We start from the raw sequence: 16112 nt of genomic DNA, 5'->3' as shown, positions 1-16112 counted from the left end.
GTTATTCTCCACGCTTACCCGCGCGCGACGCGGGGTGGGGCATGTTCTCCTCATACTCATCTTCGAACTTCGGGGCGACGTAGCCGAGACGGTTCGTGCCGCCCTTCTTGTCTGCCGCACCACCGCCCTGGCCGCCCATCATCATGCCGGGCCGGCCAGCGCCAGCGCCCTTCGCGGCGCCCGAGCCGGAGTTGCCGGCCCCGGCACCCGCAGCGCCCGTGCCCGTGGTGCCGGCCATACCGGCCGTGCCAGCACCGGCGGCGCTAGCACCGCCAACACCAAAGCCGCCCGCGCCAAAGCCCGCGCCACCGGCACCGCCGGCGATCTTCGCGCCAGCAGCAAGCCCTACAGCGCCCAGGCCTGCGGCTCCGAGACCAGCGCCGACGCCAAAGCCCGGCCGGCCACCCTCGAGCCCGCTGTCAACCGACGGGCCACCCGGCCGCGTCGGCGTCGTGCCATCGCCACCCGGGTACACCGGCCGTGTGCCACTGCCATCGCCGCCGCCGGAGCCGTCGCCGTTACCGCCGCCAGAGCCATCTCCGCCGGGGTTGCCCGTGCCGCCGGGGTTCGTGGTGCCCCCTGGCGGGGTCCACCCAGTGCCGCCACCGCCGGGGCCGCCGGGGTAGCTCGGGTAACCAGCACCGCCACCGCCACCGGGGAAGCCGCCGACGCCGCTACCCCCACCGCCAGGCCCGCCGAAGTTGCCGCTCGGTGTGCTACCGGTGTCATAGACCAGTGGGGGGACAGGGGTCGGTGCTTTGCCGAACTCAGGGATTGGGTCGAAGCGAACCACTTGTTTCGTCAGAGTCTCGCTCCAATCCTTGATCAGCGAATCGATCTGATCGAACGCTTTCTTGGCAGCGGTCTCACGCCCTGAAAGCAGTTGATCCGTGATCCATCCAACAGTCTGCGCCCCGACGTTAACGACCCCGATACCGGAAACTGCAACGGTCTTAGCTCCCTGGTTGACAGCGTCGAGTACACCCTGAGGAATGATCGATGAAGGGAGCGAGTTTAGCGCTTCCTGTGCCAGCCGAACACGTTCCTGGTTATCGCTTTCGGCCGAACAAGAATACTGTCCTGTGCCCGTAATCTGCCGTTGCGCTGTGTAAAGGCTCTCTTGCAGATGGTTAAGATTTCGGTCGTGTGTTTTCAACCGGGCAAGCAAGATATCTCCGGATTTCCCCTTCCAGTGCTGTGGCAGCGCTGCGATGGTGCGCTGAACTTCGGCCTGCTGTTTGCCGATCGCTTTGATGAGCGCCCCGATGCCAGGGGCGCTCCACGGAGCACCCTCAGCGAGATCGCGCAGCTTGTCTTCGTATTCACCCATTATCAGCCTCCGAATTTCATACCCGTTGCTGGGCCTGTTGTGTCTTACCTCGACGAGATCGCGTCACTGCGATCGGCACAATAATGGCAGTGCCGGCTACCCCAACGACAAGCAGCACGATCGCCACTGTCGCCCATGCCGGCCATGCAGCTGTGGCTTCTGAGCTCGGCTCCTTCGGCCCAGCCTCCTCGCTTGTTCCGCTAGGCCAAACGTCTTCGAACGTCGGGCTGAAGGCCCAAAAGCACTCGTCCATGCTCGCGGCCGGGGGCTCACCAGGCACAGAGCACCTTGGATCATCCGACGACGTGACGAACAGCGGGTTCTCATCAGGGAACTTCGTCGGGTCGACGTTCAACAGCGACATCGGATTCGCTAGACCATACCCCCTTTTACGGTCGACCCATTCTGACTCGTGCAAACCGTTCGGGCCAGTGGTGCGTACCATCGCCTGCAACACCTGATTCGCGGTCGCCTCAGGGAACTCCTCCAACCCCAACGCAATCACACCAGCAACCAGCGGAGTCGCAAGCGACGTACCAAACCCAAGACTCGGGCCCCACGCATCAGAAGAAGACGGCACCAACAACTCCGTGCCAGCAGATAGGAACCCCAGGTTCCGAGAGCCACGCGCTTCCCCAAACATCGGGTCGAGACGGTCACCCCCACCAGTGAGAATGTTTCCTTCATTATCCAGCCCAGACACCGCAACAACACCATTCAGCGCATACGGATAGTTCAGCCTCGTCTGAGCTGTAACGTCTCCGTCCGGGTTCGGCGTACCGGCCACGATCGGAACCCCCGCCCTCAAAGCTGCCTCAAGCGCAGGCGTCCAACCATAGATATCTGAGTCAAGACCTGAGTACACAACGATGTCTGCACCGTCTCTCACCGCGTTCCACGCGGCATAGCTATCCGCTCTCCCTAAGAAGTAGTCAGGCGAGTCGGAGGGCAGAGCGGTGTCATAAAACTCGCCACGCGCACCATCATATTTCTCGCACTTCACCCCACCAGCATCACCAGCAGAGTCTTCGCCAGTACCCGTCGAGTAGAACCACACCTCAGCATCAGGCACAATACCCCGCGTACCCGGGCCCCCATCAGCCGACGTACCATTCCCAACAAGCATCGCAACAACACTTGTCCCGTGCCCGGCACGCGCCACATCATCACTCACCGCTGGCACCGGGGTGCCAGTATCCGGGAACGCACAATAGCTTCCCTTCACCGTAATATTCGCCCCGGCAAGCTCAGCCACATCAGGGTTCAACGCCGCGTCAATGACCGCAATCTTGACACCCTCGCCTGTCGCGCCCCGCGCCTGCAGCTCATCAAACCTCAGACCATCCGCGTACCACAGAGCACTCGAACGCTCATTCTCAGGCAGCGCGACCGCGTTTGCAGCCCCCACGCCGCCAAGCAGCATAGTAGACGCCACCGCAAGGCCTACCACTGCGCTCGCTGCCCTAGCCCCCAACGGGCTTACCCCAGGATGTAACGTCAGATCCACCGGGGTTCTCCTGGACGATGAGCTCTGGAGTCGTCAGAGGCTCTCCGCCAGCCGAAGACGCTCGTTGACTAGAACTCTGCGATGCGACCGACGCGGCTTCTTCCTCATACTGGCGAAGAAGAGCCATAATTTCCGCGTCTTGTGCAGTGAAATCGTCGAGAGCTTTGGCCCCATTTGCACAATCGCGACGGATACTCCCAAGGTAGTCCAAAAACCACAAATGGGCCCCCGCTCCTACGTCTTGCATCGCCAAACGGTAGCTCTGAGTGCCGGCTGAAGAGGCCGGGCCAGTGACTCGCGCAACGTCCATCGAGCCCGGGGTCCCAGGGTCGTGTTTACCAAGCGCAAGCATGATGCCCCGTGCTTCTTCATCAACTAGGATCTCGTCGCCGCCAGCCATGGGTGTTCCTCCAGGTGTGATGTGGTCTCGGTCCGGTTTGAGTCTAATCGACCTCCGCGCCTATTGGGGGCGAAGTTTTCGATCTGTCACTATCTAGCTGGCCGAGATAGCGCTCGGGTTTCACACCCTACTCGTCGACCACCGAATTGAGTGAGGTTCAACAGTTCGCCCGCGAGTAAGCCATTGCAGCCACTCATTCGTGGTCAGCCGCGCAGCCTCCGTGATCGCGTCACCGCGATCGGCACGATAATTGCTGTGCCGGCTACCCCAACGACAAGCAGCACGATTGCTACTGTCACCCATACCGGCCATACAGCTGTGGCTTCAGAGCTCGGCTCTCTCGACCCAACCTCGTCGCTTGTTCCGCTGAGCCAAACCTCCTCGGAGGTGGGCCCCGGAGCCCAAAGGCAGGTTTCCATGCTCTCCGGTGTTGGTTCGCCAGGCTCCGAGCACCTTGGGTCGTCCGGTGAAGCCACAAAAAGCGGATTCTCGTCACGATATTGCGTCGGGTCGACGTTCAACAGCGACACCGGGTTCGCCAGACCATACCCCCTTTTGGGGTCAACCCATTCTGGCTCGTGCAAACCGTTCGGGCCGGTGGTTCGCACCATCGCCTGTAACACCTGATTCGCAGTGGCCTCAGGGAATTTCTCCAGCCCCAACGCAATCACACCAGCAACCAGGGGCGTGGCAAGCGAGGTGCCATACCCCAACTCTGGGCCCCACGTGTCCCGCCCAGAGGGCACCAAGAGTTCTGACCCAGCGGACAAGAACCCAAGGTTCTTAGAACCCAGCGCCTCCCCGGTCAAGGGGTCCAAACGGTCTCCTCCTCCGCTGAGGATACTGCCCTCTCTATCCAATCCAGACACCGCTACAACACCATTCAGGGCAAACGGAAAGAATAGATTCAGCTGACTTTGCATATCCCCATCCGGATTCGGCGTACCCGCGACGATAGGAACCCCGGCTCGCAGCGCAGTCACAAGCGCAGGCGTCCACCCATAAATATCGCCGTCGATACCCGAGTAAACAACGATGTCTGCACCGTCCCTGACCGCATTCCAAGCCGCATAACTTTCCGGCCCACCCAAAAAATACTCAGGCGAGCTAGCCGGCAGATCGGTGTCGTAAAACTCGCCTCGAGCACCATCGTAGTTTTCGCACTTCACCCCACCATCATCACCGGCAGATTCCTCAGGCAACCCGGTCGAGTAGAACCACACCTCAGCATCAGGCACAATGCCCCGCGTACCCGGGCCACCGTCAGCAGACGTACCATTCCCAACGAGCATCGCAACAACACTTGTCCCGTGCCCGGCACGCGCCACATCATCACTCACCGCTGGCACCGGGGTGCCAGTATCCGGGAACGCACAATAGCTTCCCTTCACCGTAATATTCGCCCCGGCAAGCTCAGCCACATCAGGGTTCAACGCCGCGTCAATGACCGCAATCTTGACACCCTCGCCCGTCGCGCCCCGCGCCTGAAGTTCATCAAACCGTAGGCCATCCGCGTACCACAGAGCACTCGAACGCTCATCGGGTGCCAACGGTGCAGCTTCTGCAGGCACCGCGCTACCAAACACGAAGCTACCCAACAGCACACCACCAGCAACCATCGACACCACGCTACGCGCCATCAGATAACCTCCCTCGAGAGACGACTCCCGCCGCGCGTTTGCGCGAGCGCGACACTGCGATCGGCACGACAATCGCCGTTGCGATCAGCCCTACGACAAGAACTGCAAGACCAGCAATTGCAATCGGCACCCACCCAGGGGCCTTCGTTTGCCCGACCTCTGTCGTTCCGCCTGGCTCCTCTGCCCCGCTGGGCCACACGACATCAGAGGTCGGATACCCTGCCCATGCACAGGTGTCCATCGAGGTCGGAGCTGCTGCTGACGTGTCTCCCGGATCAAGGCACCTGGGGTCGTCGATATTCATCACGAACAGCGGATTCTCGTCCGGGAACTGTGATGGGTCAATTTCAAGCAGTGCTAGTGGCATCGCAATTCCATACCCAAGTTGGCTCCCACTCCAGCTGGGTTCATGTAGTCCGTCAGCGCCAGTGGTACGAATCATTGCTTGAAGAACTTGATTCGCGGTAGCGTTTGGGTACTTTTGCAAACCCAAAGCCAAAGTACCGGCAGCCAACGGCGTAGCAAGAGAATTGCCAAAACCGATCTTCGGCCCCCATGCTTTCTCGGACGAAGGAGTCAATAGCCCCGAGCCTGCCGACAGGAAGGCAAGGTTGTTCGACCCTCCGGCTTCCCCATCGACCCCCGCTGTTATTCCACCTCCGCTCAGGAGGTTGCCATCGGAGTCAACACCAGAGACACTGACAACGCCGTTCAGCACGAACGGAAATCGGCGCAGGAGTTGGCTCTCGATATCACCATCAGGGTTATGTGTAGCCGCAAAGACTGGTGTCCCTTGCCGCGCGGACTCAACTACTACTGCCGACCACCCCTCGGCGTCGGCTCCGCTATTCGAATAGACAACTACATCTGCCCCATCGCGCACCGCGTTCCAGGCAGCGTACGCACCAGCAGAACCCCTAAAGAAGTCTGCCGACGCTTCACCCTCTTGAGGCTGCTCATAGAATTCACCGCGCGAAGCGTCATAGTGTTCACACCCGGCAGACTCAGTTGCCGCTTCTTCGCCAGGCATACCCGTAGCGTAAAACCACAACTCGGCCTCTGGCGCAATCCCCCGAGTACCCGGCCCACCATCAGCTGCAACCCCGGTCCCAACGAGCATCGCTGCGACTCCAGTTCCGTGTGAAGCCCGCTCCGCGTCATCGCTCACCGCAGGAACAGTCTCCCCCGTTTCGGGGTACGCACAATACCCACCTTTCACGGTGATGTTCGCGCCAGCAAGCTCGGGAACGTCAGGGTTAATGGCAATATCAATCACCGCAATCTTGATACCCGCACCGGTCGCGCCCTGCGCCTGGAGCTCATTGAACCCCAACCGATCCGCGTACCACAGCCCAGCGACACGCTCCTCCTCGGTCAACGAAGCGGCCTGCGCCGCCGACCCACCAGACACCACACCACCCAGCACCGCAGCACCCAACAGCACACAACCAGCAAGCAACGTCACCACGCTACGCACCATCAGACAGCCCTCTCTTCAAGCCAAGATCCACCACCCGGCATTGCGCGCTCCGCCGCACGCCACCCGCGGTGCCGGGGGCACCCCGTGCGCGTGCCCGCGGCGCGCCAGGCCCGCGCCGGCGAGCACTGCAAGCCAGCCGTTCGCCGAGTGGGTTCACCAACGCCGTTGTCATCGCAGACGGCCACGCGTACCTCCAGGTGTGATTGGTATCGCCCCCACCGCGATTCTATGCGACCCGCGCTACTGCCCACCAAGCCCGCGGGCGGCGTTCCGGTCTGCGGTGCCATAGTTGTCTGCGAGCTTCGCGAGTTGCGCAGCGATCGCGGTAAGCTGCGCCCTGTGCTCTTCCATGCGTGCACGCAGACGGGTCTGGGAGCGATCGAACGCGGTCTGCGCGTCACCCTCCCATGCGAGCCGAAGCGCGTCAGCGGCATTGCTGAGCTGCTCGAGCTCGTCGTTGATTCCCGACGCTGCATCACCGAGAACCTTGGCAGCGGTGCGCAGTGTTGACGGAGTGACTTCTAGCGTGCTCATCTGCGCTCCCTACCGGTACCCAATATCGTCCGAGCCAGTGCTCGCGCCCGGAAACGCCTCGGAGGCTTCAGCCCGTAGCTGGCCGACGAACGGAGACTCGGTGCCGAGCACCTGCGCGCTTCGGTCGACGGCAGCGAGAGCCGCCTTGCGTTGCGCATCGGCAACGGTGTCGGTGAGCAACTGAGAGAGGCGTGCTGCCGAGAGCTGCGCGCCCCGCTCAGTCACAGCCACCCGCAGCACCCTGCCGCCGCTTTGTGCTTCCACGCTCACCTCGCCCTGCGGCGAGCGCGCCGTCGCTGTCAGTGTTGCGATCTCGCCAGCGAGCTGGTCGATGCCAGCGCGCCTGGCCTCAGCCTCGGCTACCTGCGCGTCGACCTTGGCGAGTGCAGCCGCGGCAGCCTCTTGAGCGTCATTCTCTGGTGACATGTTGCCTCCCTTTCGGTTCTGCCCATTCGCGGAGCGCATCACAGCGCCGTGACCCACTGAAGCGCTGCCAGGTCGCGACCGGTTGGTAGCAGTGAAGCACACCCCGCGCGCAGGGCACGAACGCCGCGGCAACATTCACCGCTACTCTTGGCCTCACAGCAGCCCCGCGTTCTGCATTTCGGTGACGAGGGCCTGCAGGTCTTTACCCGATGAGAACAGCAGGAGCGAAAGACTGCCGTCGAGCGCTTCGCCCCCGCTCAGCCCCAGCTCGCGGTTGAGTGTCTGCGTTGCTTCTACAACGCCCTCTGCCGGCTCAAACTCTTGACCCCGAAACGACAGCATCAACTTCGCGCCGGCATTCACCCCGAGCCCTTCACTGACCGCCACCAGCGTGCCACGGAACTGCTCGTCTGTGATCGTATCGGGCCCAAACTGCACTCTGACAGTAATGACTTTCGAAAAACCCTCCCAGCTCGTCGAGGCATCGACGCCGACAACACCGATGTCGGCGTCGGAGAGCTTCTGGGGCACCTCCCGTGTAAACGTGTCTGGCAGCAGTGAAGCACACCCTGCGAGCAGGGCAACCAACACGAGGGCGACGACCGCCGCTACCTTGGGCCTCATAGCAGCCCCGCGTTGCGCAGGTCGCTGACGAACTCCTGCAGCTCTTTGCCGGAGGAAAAAACGATGATCGCGTTGTCGTCGTCCACCGCGTCTTTGCCACTCCTGCCAAGTTGTCGGTTCAGCGACTGCAGGGTCTCCGCCACACCGCCCAACTGATCTGGGCCCTCGCTGAAGAAGGCTACCGTCAACTTCGCGCCAGAGTTCGGCCCTAAGCCTTCGCTCACGGCGACAAGGGAGCGGGTGACCTGATCGGGCGTGATGCTGCTGGTCCCGAAATGAAGATCAACGGTGACTTTCTTGGAGAACCCCTCCCAGGAAGTGCTCGCTCGCACTCTCGAAGCGCCGGCCTCGGCCGCAGCAACCCTCTCGGGGACCGCTTTCGCATGGGTGTCAGGCAGCAACGCTGCACAACCGGACAGAGCAATGGCGAGCGGTATTGCCGCGGCTGCCGCGGCAAGTCTGCGCCGCCGGCTATCGCTGTACGCTCTCGAAGACCTGGTGGTCAATGATTTCACCGCCCATCCAGCTGTACTGAGCAGAGAGCTCGCTCGCGTACTTGTCGATTGACGCCGCATAGTTGTTGTTATTGTGGGCCTGCCCAATATCTCCAAGATCCCCCGGCATCGGCAACACCACGCGGTCAACGTTCGGCGCCGTCGCACCAAAAATGTTCCCGTCAAGCATTGCAACTGGGTCATTTGCATGCTGGAACGCAACGACCGGAATAGACGGGGGAATGTTAAAGGTGTCAATCGGCGACCCGTTCGTTACCACCCCGATGGTGGTATACGGCAGGTTCGTGTTCTCTGCGAGCTTGGCGGCCATGATGCCGCCCTGGCTGAACCCGGTGAACACGACAGGGTCTCCCGCAGACATCCCGGCTTCTCGCATGGCGCGCATCACCGCCCGCTCGTATTGAGATGCCATCTCGGGGTTCTTCTCAAACATGAGTGCCGCATTCGTGTTGAGGTCGTTCATCGCCCCACCGCCGAAGAGATCGAACCACTGTTGCGTGGAGGGTAATGACACGACCCAGTGCTCGCTGCCATCGGGCCCGCGCACGAGCTTCACGTCGATCGCGGTCGAGCGCGCCTCCCCGAGCTTGTCAGTGAGCGAATTGGCCTGCACCAGATCAGCGAGCGAATCGAGGCGGTCTGTTGCCACGGTTCTCCCTGTCGCGCTGGCAACGTCTTTGTCCACTTCCGACCGAATGCTCGCAAGCGCCTCATCGTCATATCGCTTCACGTCGCCACTCGCGGTGAGCGCGTCCCGTCTTGCCCCACCCAGAATTACGCCCGGCAGGCCGAGAACCAACCCGCCGGCAACCGGCAGCATGAGTGCCAGCGTCTCGCGCAGCTGGCTCAGCGCTTCATCGATGACCGGGCCGAGCTTCTGCAGCAAGCCGGCGAGGTCTGCGAATGCGCCGAGCATGTTTGCAATGAGCTCTCGGCCCGCCATGATGAGTTCGGCTGCGGCCGAGGCGAGTTTGTACAGCTGTTCGACCTTCTCGAACGGGTTGAGCGTGAAGCCGAAGAGCGCCCCGATCAAGCGGGCGAGCCTATCTAGGAAGTCGAAGATGAACTGTCGCACCCCGGCGACGACGCGGGAGGCAAGCCGCGCAGCAGCGGCAACCGCCCCCGACCAGTCGGCGGCATCACGCGCCACAGGCTTTAAGTCTTCGTAGCGAAGCTCCAAAGCTCGCACAGTGCGGCCCTCGAGCGAGCCAAGCTCTTGCTCAAGGGTGCTGAGCTCGTCAGCGACGCCGACGAGCGTGCTCTCGACCTGTTCCCACGAGGCAGCGACGCCCTCCACCTGGCCGGGGTCGCCGAGGAGCTCGCGGAACCAGGCCTCGAGCGGTTGCACGTAGCTCAGCGCCCAGCCGACAATATCGGGCGCAATATTCGGGACACCGGTTGGCGTCGGGGCCATGAGGCCGTTCGCCCACGCTCCGCCTCTTACCGCGCCCGTTAGCCCGCCCAGGGCGACGCTCACTCGCCGACCTCCGTGCCGTCGAACGCTGCCACGGCAGCCTCCTCGACCTCCGCGAACGTGGCCCTCGCAGCCCCCACGCCCTCTGACATGCGGGAGGCGAACGCCGATGCCGTACTGGCGAGCTCGCCCGTTCGGCTTGCAAGGCTGTTCATTGGGCCGACGAGAAGGCCATTCATCACCCCGAACGCAGCCGACCCCAGGCTCGCTGACGCGGGGCCAACGGCCCCTGCCAGCGTGCTCGCCTGTGCAGCGAGCCCCTGCTGCTGGCTGTCGCACACGTTGTCATCGATGACGATCTTCTCTGCTGCTGACGCGCTCAGTGTGCGCTCCTTCGAACGGTGCGGAGTGGACACTTTCACTCTAATCGCAACTGCACAGGCCACGCCCAGTCAATTTGTCGCCAGCTGAGGGCCGGCTCCCTATCTCGGCATTTCTCCGACAACCGTGGCGACGGTGAAGCTGCGGTCGCCGACTTTCACGCGCGAGCCGTCTTCGAGTCGCACACGCACGCCCGGTGCGAGCGGCGACGCTGTGCCCGTCTCGTCGAGCATTGCCGAGCCGTTCGTCGAGCCGAGGTCGGTGAGCCATACGCTTTCGCCGCGGCACTCGATGCGCAGGTGGGTCTTCGACACTGAGCTGTCTGGGTCTTCGACGACCCAGAGCTGGTCTGATGCCTCTGTCGGGTCTGGCTTGCGGCCGAGGTTGAGGGCGAGCGGAATGGGCAGCTGCACACGCTGGCCCGTGTCGAGGGTGAGCAGCAGCTGCTCCCCCACAACAACCTGTTGCACGGGCGGCGGCGCGGCGATCGGCGCATCGACCGAGACAACGCCGCTCGGCAGCTGGTTTTCGGGCGCTGCCGCGGGCGCTGCCGCGGGCACGGCCGCCGGCGCGGGCTGCGGGCTCACCGGCGCCTGCTGGGGCGACGCCTGCGCTGGCGAGCTTTCGGGCGCGACGAGCGCGTTCGCGGCCCAGGCCTCTGCGCCCTGCGCCCACGCCTCGCGCTCGGCCCGCGTCGGCACCCGCACCACGAGCGTGCGCCCGGCACGGTCTGCCCAACTGCGCCCCATGCGCATCGGGTCTGCTGCGCTCGTCGCGACCACGATGAAGCCGCCGATCACCGCGACGAGGGTGCCCGCGCCGAGCACGAGGGAGCGCACGGCGCCACGGGCGACGCCCGGCGAATAGGGTGCGTCGTCGCGAACGGTGCGGATCCGCAACGCAAGATTTCCCAGCGTCGCTCCGGTGCGAGCCTCGACAAACGCGAGCACGGCGGCCGCTTCGAGCACCGCGATGCCCGTGAGCCACAGGCTCCGCGAGCCGAACCAGACCGCCACACCGACGAGCACCACCGCGACGAGGTCGATGGCAAACGCGCCGAGGCGCGCGCCCGTCGTCGCCGGGCGCGCCCACGCCCTGGCGCCAGCGAGCGCCTGCGCGAGCCTCGTCGACACACCGCGCTGCTGGGCGGCAGGGTTCGCGTGTGGCGCCGCGCCATTCGGGGCGGCGCCCGGGCGCAAAACTGGCCGCTGCGTGCGCTGCCGCGAGCCGGCTCGGCGGTCGCGGCGCGACTGTGTCTGCGACGGCGTTTGCGATGGTGTCTGCTGCGGCCTCAGAGATGGCACGCTCGGCGGCCCCGCGTGGTTCGGCGGGCCCTGCGGCTGAAAATGACTCATTACGACAACACTCCTCGAAGCACGTCAATCGCCCCCGCGGCGAGCAGCCCTGCCGGCAACACCATCGCTACCGCAAACGCCTCCACAATATCTCCAGTGCGCGACCAGCCAAGCGAGCGGGCGCCGCGCTGCAGTGCGACGCTTCCCGCGCCGACTGCAACGCCCGCGAACAGCAGCACGCCGGCGGCTGGCAGCAGCCACTGCACCGGCACACCGGGCGCCACAGCGAACATCACCGCGGCCCCGAGCACTCCGGCGAGGGCGGCAACGCGCTGCGGCCGCTTCAGCATCGGGGCGACCGTGCGGCGCGACACGAGCAACAGCGCAGTGGTCGCGAAGCACACGAAGACGCCTGCCCCAATGCGTTCGACGAGGTTGCCCGTCGACAGCGGCTCAACCGCTAGCGCCATGCCCGGCACCGCGAGCACCGCAAACATCACGGTCGCCGTGCGCAGTCGCGACTCGGTCACAGCAACCATGTCGAGCACCTCGTCGCCGTCGACGCGTTCGATGTAGCGCGGCACCCTGCCCCGCACCGTCCAGCGCAGCGCCATGTAGCGACCGTAGTCGATCGAGTACCCCTCGTCGACGTTCACGAGCAGCGCGGGGAGCGCTCGAATCATGAGCACACTTGCCCCAGCTGCGACGATGAAAAACTCGCGTGCGCCCCACCCGATGAGCGGGCACGCCGCGGCGAGGATCGCGGCGACGGTGGCGATGAGGGCGGCGGTGGCCGCCCCGGCCCGCACCACGCGCGCGCGTGCGAGAGCCGAGAGCAGCACGGCGATGAGCGCGATGCCGGCGAACCCCAGGGAGCAGGCGAGCATCGCATCCCACAGCGGGCCGCGTATGCCGTCGGCTCCGCGCGGTGCGGCGAGCACCCCGGCGATCGCGCCGAGCAGCAGCGCCGGGAAGATCTGCGGGCCGGCCTCGTTCTCGCCAGGCTCGGCCCGGTTCGCCTCGGCAGCCACCCGTGCAGCTCCGGGGCTGGCAGCGACGCCGAGCGCCAGCACGAATGCGGCAACGCCGACGATGAGAGCAGCTGCGTTGCGCTGCATCGCCGAGTCAGAGGCAACGGCGATCACCGCGGCGGCGAGCGCCCCTGCGACCACCCCCCAGGGCAGCAACCGCACGCCCGAGCGCGCGCCGCGCCGCCGGCGATCTTCGTCGATGGCGGCCCGCGCACTCGCGATCGCGTACAGCCCGCCCTCACGCAGCTCGGCGGCCTGTGTGCCGGGCTCGACCGTGGTGCCGCCAGGGCCGAAGACGCGGTCTCCCGGCCCGAGCCGCACGCCCGCGACCGCGAGCGCGTGGTCGAGCGCATCGCCGGCTGGCACCACGAGATCCACACGAGATCCCGCGGCATGCACGGCGATGCGTCGAAGCGGAGCCGGGGCAGAAGTCACGATGTCAGCTTAGCGATCGGTGGCGAAGACGGATACACGCAGGGTTATAGAGTTCTCTCCGGTTTTGTCACAGCGTTTCGCTTCGGGTCAGCCATGAATCGGGGGCACCTGATGCGTTCGCTGCTCTTGGTAGAGCTGGTACGCCAGCAACTGCGAGGCACCCTCTGGCCCGTACTTCTGGTTGACCTCACGCACTTTGAGCGCAGCGATGAGAAGGTAACTTGCCACCGGCACAAACACGAAGACGCAACAGCCAAAGAGCAAGTTAGAGCCTGACGCGGCTCGGCCGCTCCCGAACGCGACCATCACTATGAGGTTGAGCAGCAAGGCGAGTGCGAACCCGCCGGCACCGACGCCGATCACACCGAATGAGACCTTACGCACCATGCCATCCAGGTGCGGAAAGCTTCGCCGCGCCTGCTGGGCGAAGACAACTTGCAGTGTCGCAGCAACGGTCACCAATGCGAATCCCAGGGCGATCGGCACGCGCGAAATCACCGGGGTGTGGTAGAGCGCAGTGAACACAAGATATCCAACGAGGAACATCACGGCTACACCAAGTGCGACCCACGAGAGGGCGGCGACGGCGTTAACCTGTCGCTGCAGCCTCGCCAGGTTCGGATCGGGAATCATCCGCTATTTTCCTTGCACGAGTCGCACGCGCTCAGGGCGTGAGGTCGCGCAGCCGCGCGACGGTTTCGGCGAGCTGGGCCTGCGCCGCCGCGAAGTTCGGCGGCAGCTTTGCGCCCTCGCCAACCTCTTTGGCGCGCTCGTCGGCAATCTTGCCGATGTCTTCGCCCATCTGCTTGCGCACCGCCCGAGCCTCGGGCGACAGGTCGAAGCCCTGAATGATGTCGAACTCGGTTGTCTGCCCAAGGTCGATGCGCTGCTGCAACACCTGCCAGTCTTTGCCGCTGTCGCCGCGCCGCCTGGCCTCGGCGGCCGCTTTCGCTGCAACCGCGCGCTCGCGCTCGCGAGCCTCGCGGGCCTCGCGGAGCTCAGTGGTCTGTGCTGCGACTTTCTTCGTCGCCTCGCGCAGCTGCGCGATTGCCTCTTCTGCGCTCAACATGTCAACGCCCTCTCGTGAATCCGCCGGTGTTTCCGGCACCAGCCAGCGCCGTGTTACCCGCGCCGGCAATCTTCGTCACCTTCCCGGCAATCCCAGCTCCAGAATCGACGAGCCCGGCGAGGGTAGAGACGATCGTCGCCGCCTGCGAGAGCGCCGTCGCGGCCTGTCGGACCGAGGCATACATGCCCACGATGCCCGAGTGAATGGCCGCAACGGCCTCCTGGAATCCGACGAACTGGTTGAACAGGTCGGCGATGCTCGCCATCCACCCCATGATCGTTGATACCGCCGAGGCGACGAGTCCGACGGCGGCGACGGTCCCGACCGGTGGCGTGGCGAGCGCTGCGACCAGGGCCAATCCGTACGAGATGATGCCCTGGAGCACCTCGCCGATGAATTCGACGATGCCACGCGCAAACGCGGCGAGCTCGGCATCCATCACTCCTGCCTGCTCACACTGCTGCGGGAGGTCTGCAAGCAACTGGCCGAGGGTGCGCTGGCAGCGCGCGAACTCGTCGGCAGCCTCGCCGAGCCAACCATCGCCGACAACGTCGTCCATACCAATCACGCGCTGATTCACGAGCGCCACGGCTTCGCCGCACTGGGGCCAGGCGACGGCGGCGCGCTCGAGCGCGTTCCAGTCACCGACGAAGGGCTTGAACACGAACTCTTCGAGAGGGCTAAATTCTAGAAAAAGCCCGATAACCGCATCGATTTGCGAGAGGCCGGGAATGGCGTTCGACGTAATACGATCAATCGCTTGGTCGACCTGGCTGGGCGCCACAGGCGCAACCAGTACCGAGCTCAGGTCAATGGGGGTAGCGGTGCCGGTCACAGTGGGCTCCTCTCACCGCGGGCGTATGCCGCGGTCACAAGATCATCAAAGTCAAAGGCGATCGCCCCGGGCATCGCCTGTGTCGTGGTGTCGGCACCCGCTGGCGTGAAGCCGATGGTCACGGTGCCTCCGGCCTCGCTGGGGCGCACCACCACGATCGGGTCGCGCTGTGCCCAGCGCTCGGCGAACACTTCTTCAGAGGTGCCGATCTTCGAGGCAACCTCGGGCGGCAGCCCGCACTCGACCACCCAGTCCGGGGCGTGCGCTGTACCAGCGTGGCAGCGGCCGCAGTGCGGCGGGCAGCCCTGCTGAACCTGTTCACCGAGACAGACGTTGCACTGGCAACCGGCGGGGTGCGCGTCGCACTCACCGCAGCGGCACCCGACCGGGTGACCGTTGCCCCCGGTACCGCCTTCACCGTCAGTGTCTTCACCGTCAGTGTCTTCACCATCGGTATCTTCACCATCAGTGTCTTCACCATCGGTATCTTCACCATCGGTGTCTTCACCATCGGTGTCTTCACCATCGGTGTCTTCACCATCGGTATCTTCACCATCGGTGTCTTCGCCGTCAGTGTCTTCACCATCGGTGTCTTCACCATCGGTGTCTTCACCATCGGTGTCTTCACCATCGGGCGTCTCTGGCAGCTTTGGGTCTTCGATCTCGGGCTCAACAACTACCGGCGGCGTCACCGGGGGCTCAGAGACTGGCGGCTCTGCGACGGGCGCGGGGCCTCCGCCGCCTCCGAAGTCACCACCGCCACCACCACCGCCGAAGTCACCGCCGCCTCCGCCGGTGTTAACGCCGCCATCGATCTCCGCCGCAAGCCCTTCACAGGTTGCAGCGGCTTCCTTTTCAACCTCAGCCATGTCGTCGCGGGCGGCGAGTACGCTCATTCCGGTCGCGTACAAAGCCTCGCTCAGCGCGGTGAGGTTGTCCATGACGGCGTCGCGTGCCGCGTTGTGAATCGGCTGCAGCGGCTGCAGGAGAATGCCGAAGGCACCGTCGAGCGAGCAGTGCTGCTGGGCGTATCGGCCTATCTCGCGCGCCGCCTTGGCGCACTCGGCGACACCGGCCGCCGCGTTTTCCATGACTGGGGAGTCGTAGTTGATCTTGCTACTCATCGCAGGGGTCTCCTCGACCTCGTCGTTGTGCTGCCGGGAACGCTTGTCGCAACACCAATCGTTGCCTGATTG

Annotated in this window: 17 protein-coding genes; 1 reads left to right on the top strand and 16 read right to left on the bottom strand. The window is 64.5% G+C overall.

Annotated features, from left to right (window positions below; genetic code table 11):
- Position 1 precedes the first annotated feature (1 nt).
- The 16 genes from SD72_RS12385 to SD72_RS12305 form a co-directional block, all read right to left on the bottom strand.
- A complete protein-coding gene (locus tag SD72_RS12385) occupies positions 2-1330 on the bottom strand; it encodes a hypothetical protein (protein WP_042544776.1) in 1329 nt (442 codons plus the stop codon).
- 16 nt (positions 1331-1346) lie between these two features.
- Positions 1347-2765 carry a S8/S53 family peptidase gene (locus SD72_RS12380; RefSeq protein ID WP_157000570.1) on the bottom strand — a complete coding sequence of 473 codons (1419 nt, stop codon included), beginning with the start codon at positions 2763-2765 and terminating at the stop codon, positions 1347-1349.
- A 675-nt stretch (positions 2766-3440) separates the two neighbouring features.
- Positions 3441-4877 carry a S8/S53 family peptidase gene (locus SD72_RS12370; protein ID WP_042544773.1) on the bottom strand — a complete coding sequence of 479 codons (1437 nt, stop codon included), beginning with the start codon at positions 4875-4877 and terminating at the stop codon, positions 3441-3443.
- Positions 4867-6357, bottom strand: a complete 1491-nt coding sequence (locus SD72_RS17460) for a S8 family serine peptidase (RefSeq protein WP_084767188.1) — start codon at positions 6355-6357, stop codon at positions 4867-4869. The genes SD72_RS12370 and SD72_RS17460 overlap by 11 nt, the downstream gene beginning before the upstream one ends.
- 240 nt (positions 6358-6597) lie before the next feature.
- Positions 6598-6891, bottom strand: coding sequence for a WXG100 family type VII secretion target (locus SD72_RS12360; protein WP_042544771.1), 294 nt, complete (start codon positions 6889-6891; stop codon positions 6598-6600).
- 9 nt (positions 6892-6900) lie between these two features.
- Positions 6901-7317, bottom strand: a complete 417-nt coding sequence (locus tag SD72_RS12355; RefSeq protein ID WP_042544770.1) for a YbaB/EbfC family nucleoid-associated protein — start codon at positions 7315-7317, stop codon at positions 6901-6903.
- Between the two features lie 153 nt (positions 7318-7470).
- Positions 7471-7941 carry a hypothetical protein gene (locus SD72_RS12350; RefSeq protein WP_042544769.1) on the bottom strand — a complete coding sequence of 157 codons (471 nt, stop codon included), beginning with the start codon at positions 7939-7941 and terminating at the stop codon, positions 7471-7473.
- A complete protein-coding gene (locus SD72_RS12345) occupies positions 7938-8273 on the bottom strand; it encodes a hypothetical protein (RefSeq protein ID WP_042544768.1) in 336 nt (111 codons plus the stop codon). The genes SD72_RS12350 and SD72_RS12345 overlap by 4 nt, the downstream gene beginning before the upstream one ends.
- 139 nt (positions 8274-8412) lie before the next feature.
- Positions 8413-9933, bottom strand: coding sequence for a hypothetical protein (locus tag SD72_RS12340; RefSeq protein ID WP_157000568.1), 1521 nt, complete (start codon positions 9931-9933; stop codon positions 8413-8415).
- Positions 9930-10286 (bottom strand): hypothetical protein, encoded by a 357-nt coding sequence (locus SD72_RS12335; protein ID WP_042544766.1) that lies wholly within the window; start codon positions 10284-10286, stop codon positions 9930-9932. Before SD72_RS12335 ends, SD72_RS12340 begins: the two co-directional genes overlap by 4 nt.
- A gap of 66 nt (positions 10287-10352) precedes the next feature.
- The gene (locus SD72_RS12330; RefSeq protein ID WP_084767187.1) at positions 10353-11606 is read right to left on the bottom strand and encodes an RDD family protein; all 1254 of its coding nucleotides are present in this window, start codon (positions 11604-11606) and stop codon (positions 10353-10355) included.
- The gene (locus SD72_RS12325) at positions 11606-13012 is read right to left on the bottom strand and encodes a hypothetical protein (RefSeq protein ID WP_157000567.1); all 1407 of its coding nucleotides are present in this window, start codon (positions 13010-13012) and stop codon (positions 11606-11608) included. Before SD72_RS12325 ends, SD72_RS12330 begins: the two co-directional genes overlap by 1 nt.
- Positions 13013-13099: 87 nt before the next feature.
- Positions 13100-13645, bottom strand: coding sequence for a hypothetical protein (locus SD72_RS12320; RefSeq protein ID WP_042544763.1), 546 nt, complete (start codon positions 13643-13645; stop codon positions 13100-13102).
- Between the two features lie 31 nt (positions 13646-13676).
- Positions 13677-14081, bottom strand: coding sequence for a hypothetical protein (locus SD72_RS12315; protein WP_052492663.1), 405 nt, complete (start codon positions 14079-14081; stop codon positions 13677-13679).
- Between the two features lies 1 nt (position 14082).
- Complete coding sequence (locus SD72_RS12310) at positions 14083-14916, bottom strand: hypothetical protein (protein ID WP_042544762.1); 834 nt, start codon at positions 14914-14916, stop codon at positions 14083-14085.
- The gene (locus SD72_RS12305; protein ID WP_042544761.1) at positions 14913-15164 is read right to left on the bottom strand and encodes a hypothetical protein; all 252 of its coding nucleotides are present in this window, start codon (positions 15162-15164) and stop codon (positions 14913-14915) included. Before SD72_RS12305 ends, SD72_RS12310 begins: the two co-directional genes overlap by 4 nt.
- A gap of 27 nt (positions 15165-15191) precedes the next feature.
- Between SD72_RS12305 and SD72_RS17040 the strand changes: the two genes are divergently transcribed.
- Positions 15192-16109: a hypothetical protein gene (locus SD72_RS17040; RefSeq protein ID WP_052492662.1), complete on the top strand. Its 918-nt coding sequence runs from the start codon at positions 15192-15194 to the stop codon at positions 16107-16109.
- The last annotated feature ends 3 nt before the right edge of the window (positions 16110-16112 follow it).

Source organism: Leucobacter komagatae (genome assembly GCF_000834055.1).
GTDB lineage: Bacteria > Actinomycetota > Actinomycetes > Actinomycetales > Microbacteriaceae > Leucobacter > Leucobacter komagatae_A.
This window is presented reverse-complemented; position numbering and strand designations above follow the sequence as displayed.

Bases quoted from the DNA above. Each gene is read 5' to 3' on its own strand.
- SD72_RS12355 (WP_042544770.1), bottom strand. From the start codon at position 7,317: ATGTCACCAGAGAATGACGCTCAAGAGGCTGCCGCGGCTGCACTCGCC.
- SD72_RS17460 (WP_084767188.1), bottom strand. From the start codon at position 6,357: ATGGTGCGTAGCGTGGTGACGTTGCTTGCTGGTTGTGTGCTGTTGGGT.
- SD72_RS12360 (WP_042544771.1), bottom strand. From the start codon at position 6,891: ATGAGCACGCTAGAAGTCACTCCGTCAACACTGCGCACCGCTGCCAAG.
- SD72_RS12315 (WP_052492663.1), bottom strand. From the start codon at position 14,081: ATGTTGAGCGCAGAAGAGGCAATCGCGCAGCTGCGCGAGGCGACGAAG.
- SD72_RS12330 (WP_084767187.1), bottom strand. From the start codon at position 11,606: ATGAGTCATTTTCAGCCGCAGGGCCCGCCGAACCACGCGGGGCCGCCG.
- SD72_RS12385 (WP_042544776.1), bottom strand. From the start codon at position 1,330: ATGGGTGAATACGAAGACAAGCTGCGCGATCTCGCTGAGGGTGCTCCG.
- SD72_RS12320 (WP_042544763.1), bottom strand. From the start codon at position 13,645: ATGATTCCCGATCCGAACCTGGCGAGGCTGCAGCGACAGGTTAACGCC.
- SD72_RS12350 (WP_042544769.1), bottom strand. From the start codon at position 7,941: ATGAGGCCCAAGGTAGCGGCGGTCGTCGCCCTCGTGTTGGTTGCCCTG.
- SD72_RS12370 (WP_042544773.1), bottom strand. From the start codon at position 4,877: ATGGCGCGTAGCGTGGTGTCGATGGTTGCTGGTGGTGTGCTGTTGGGT.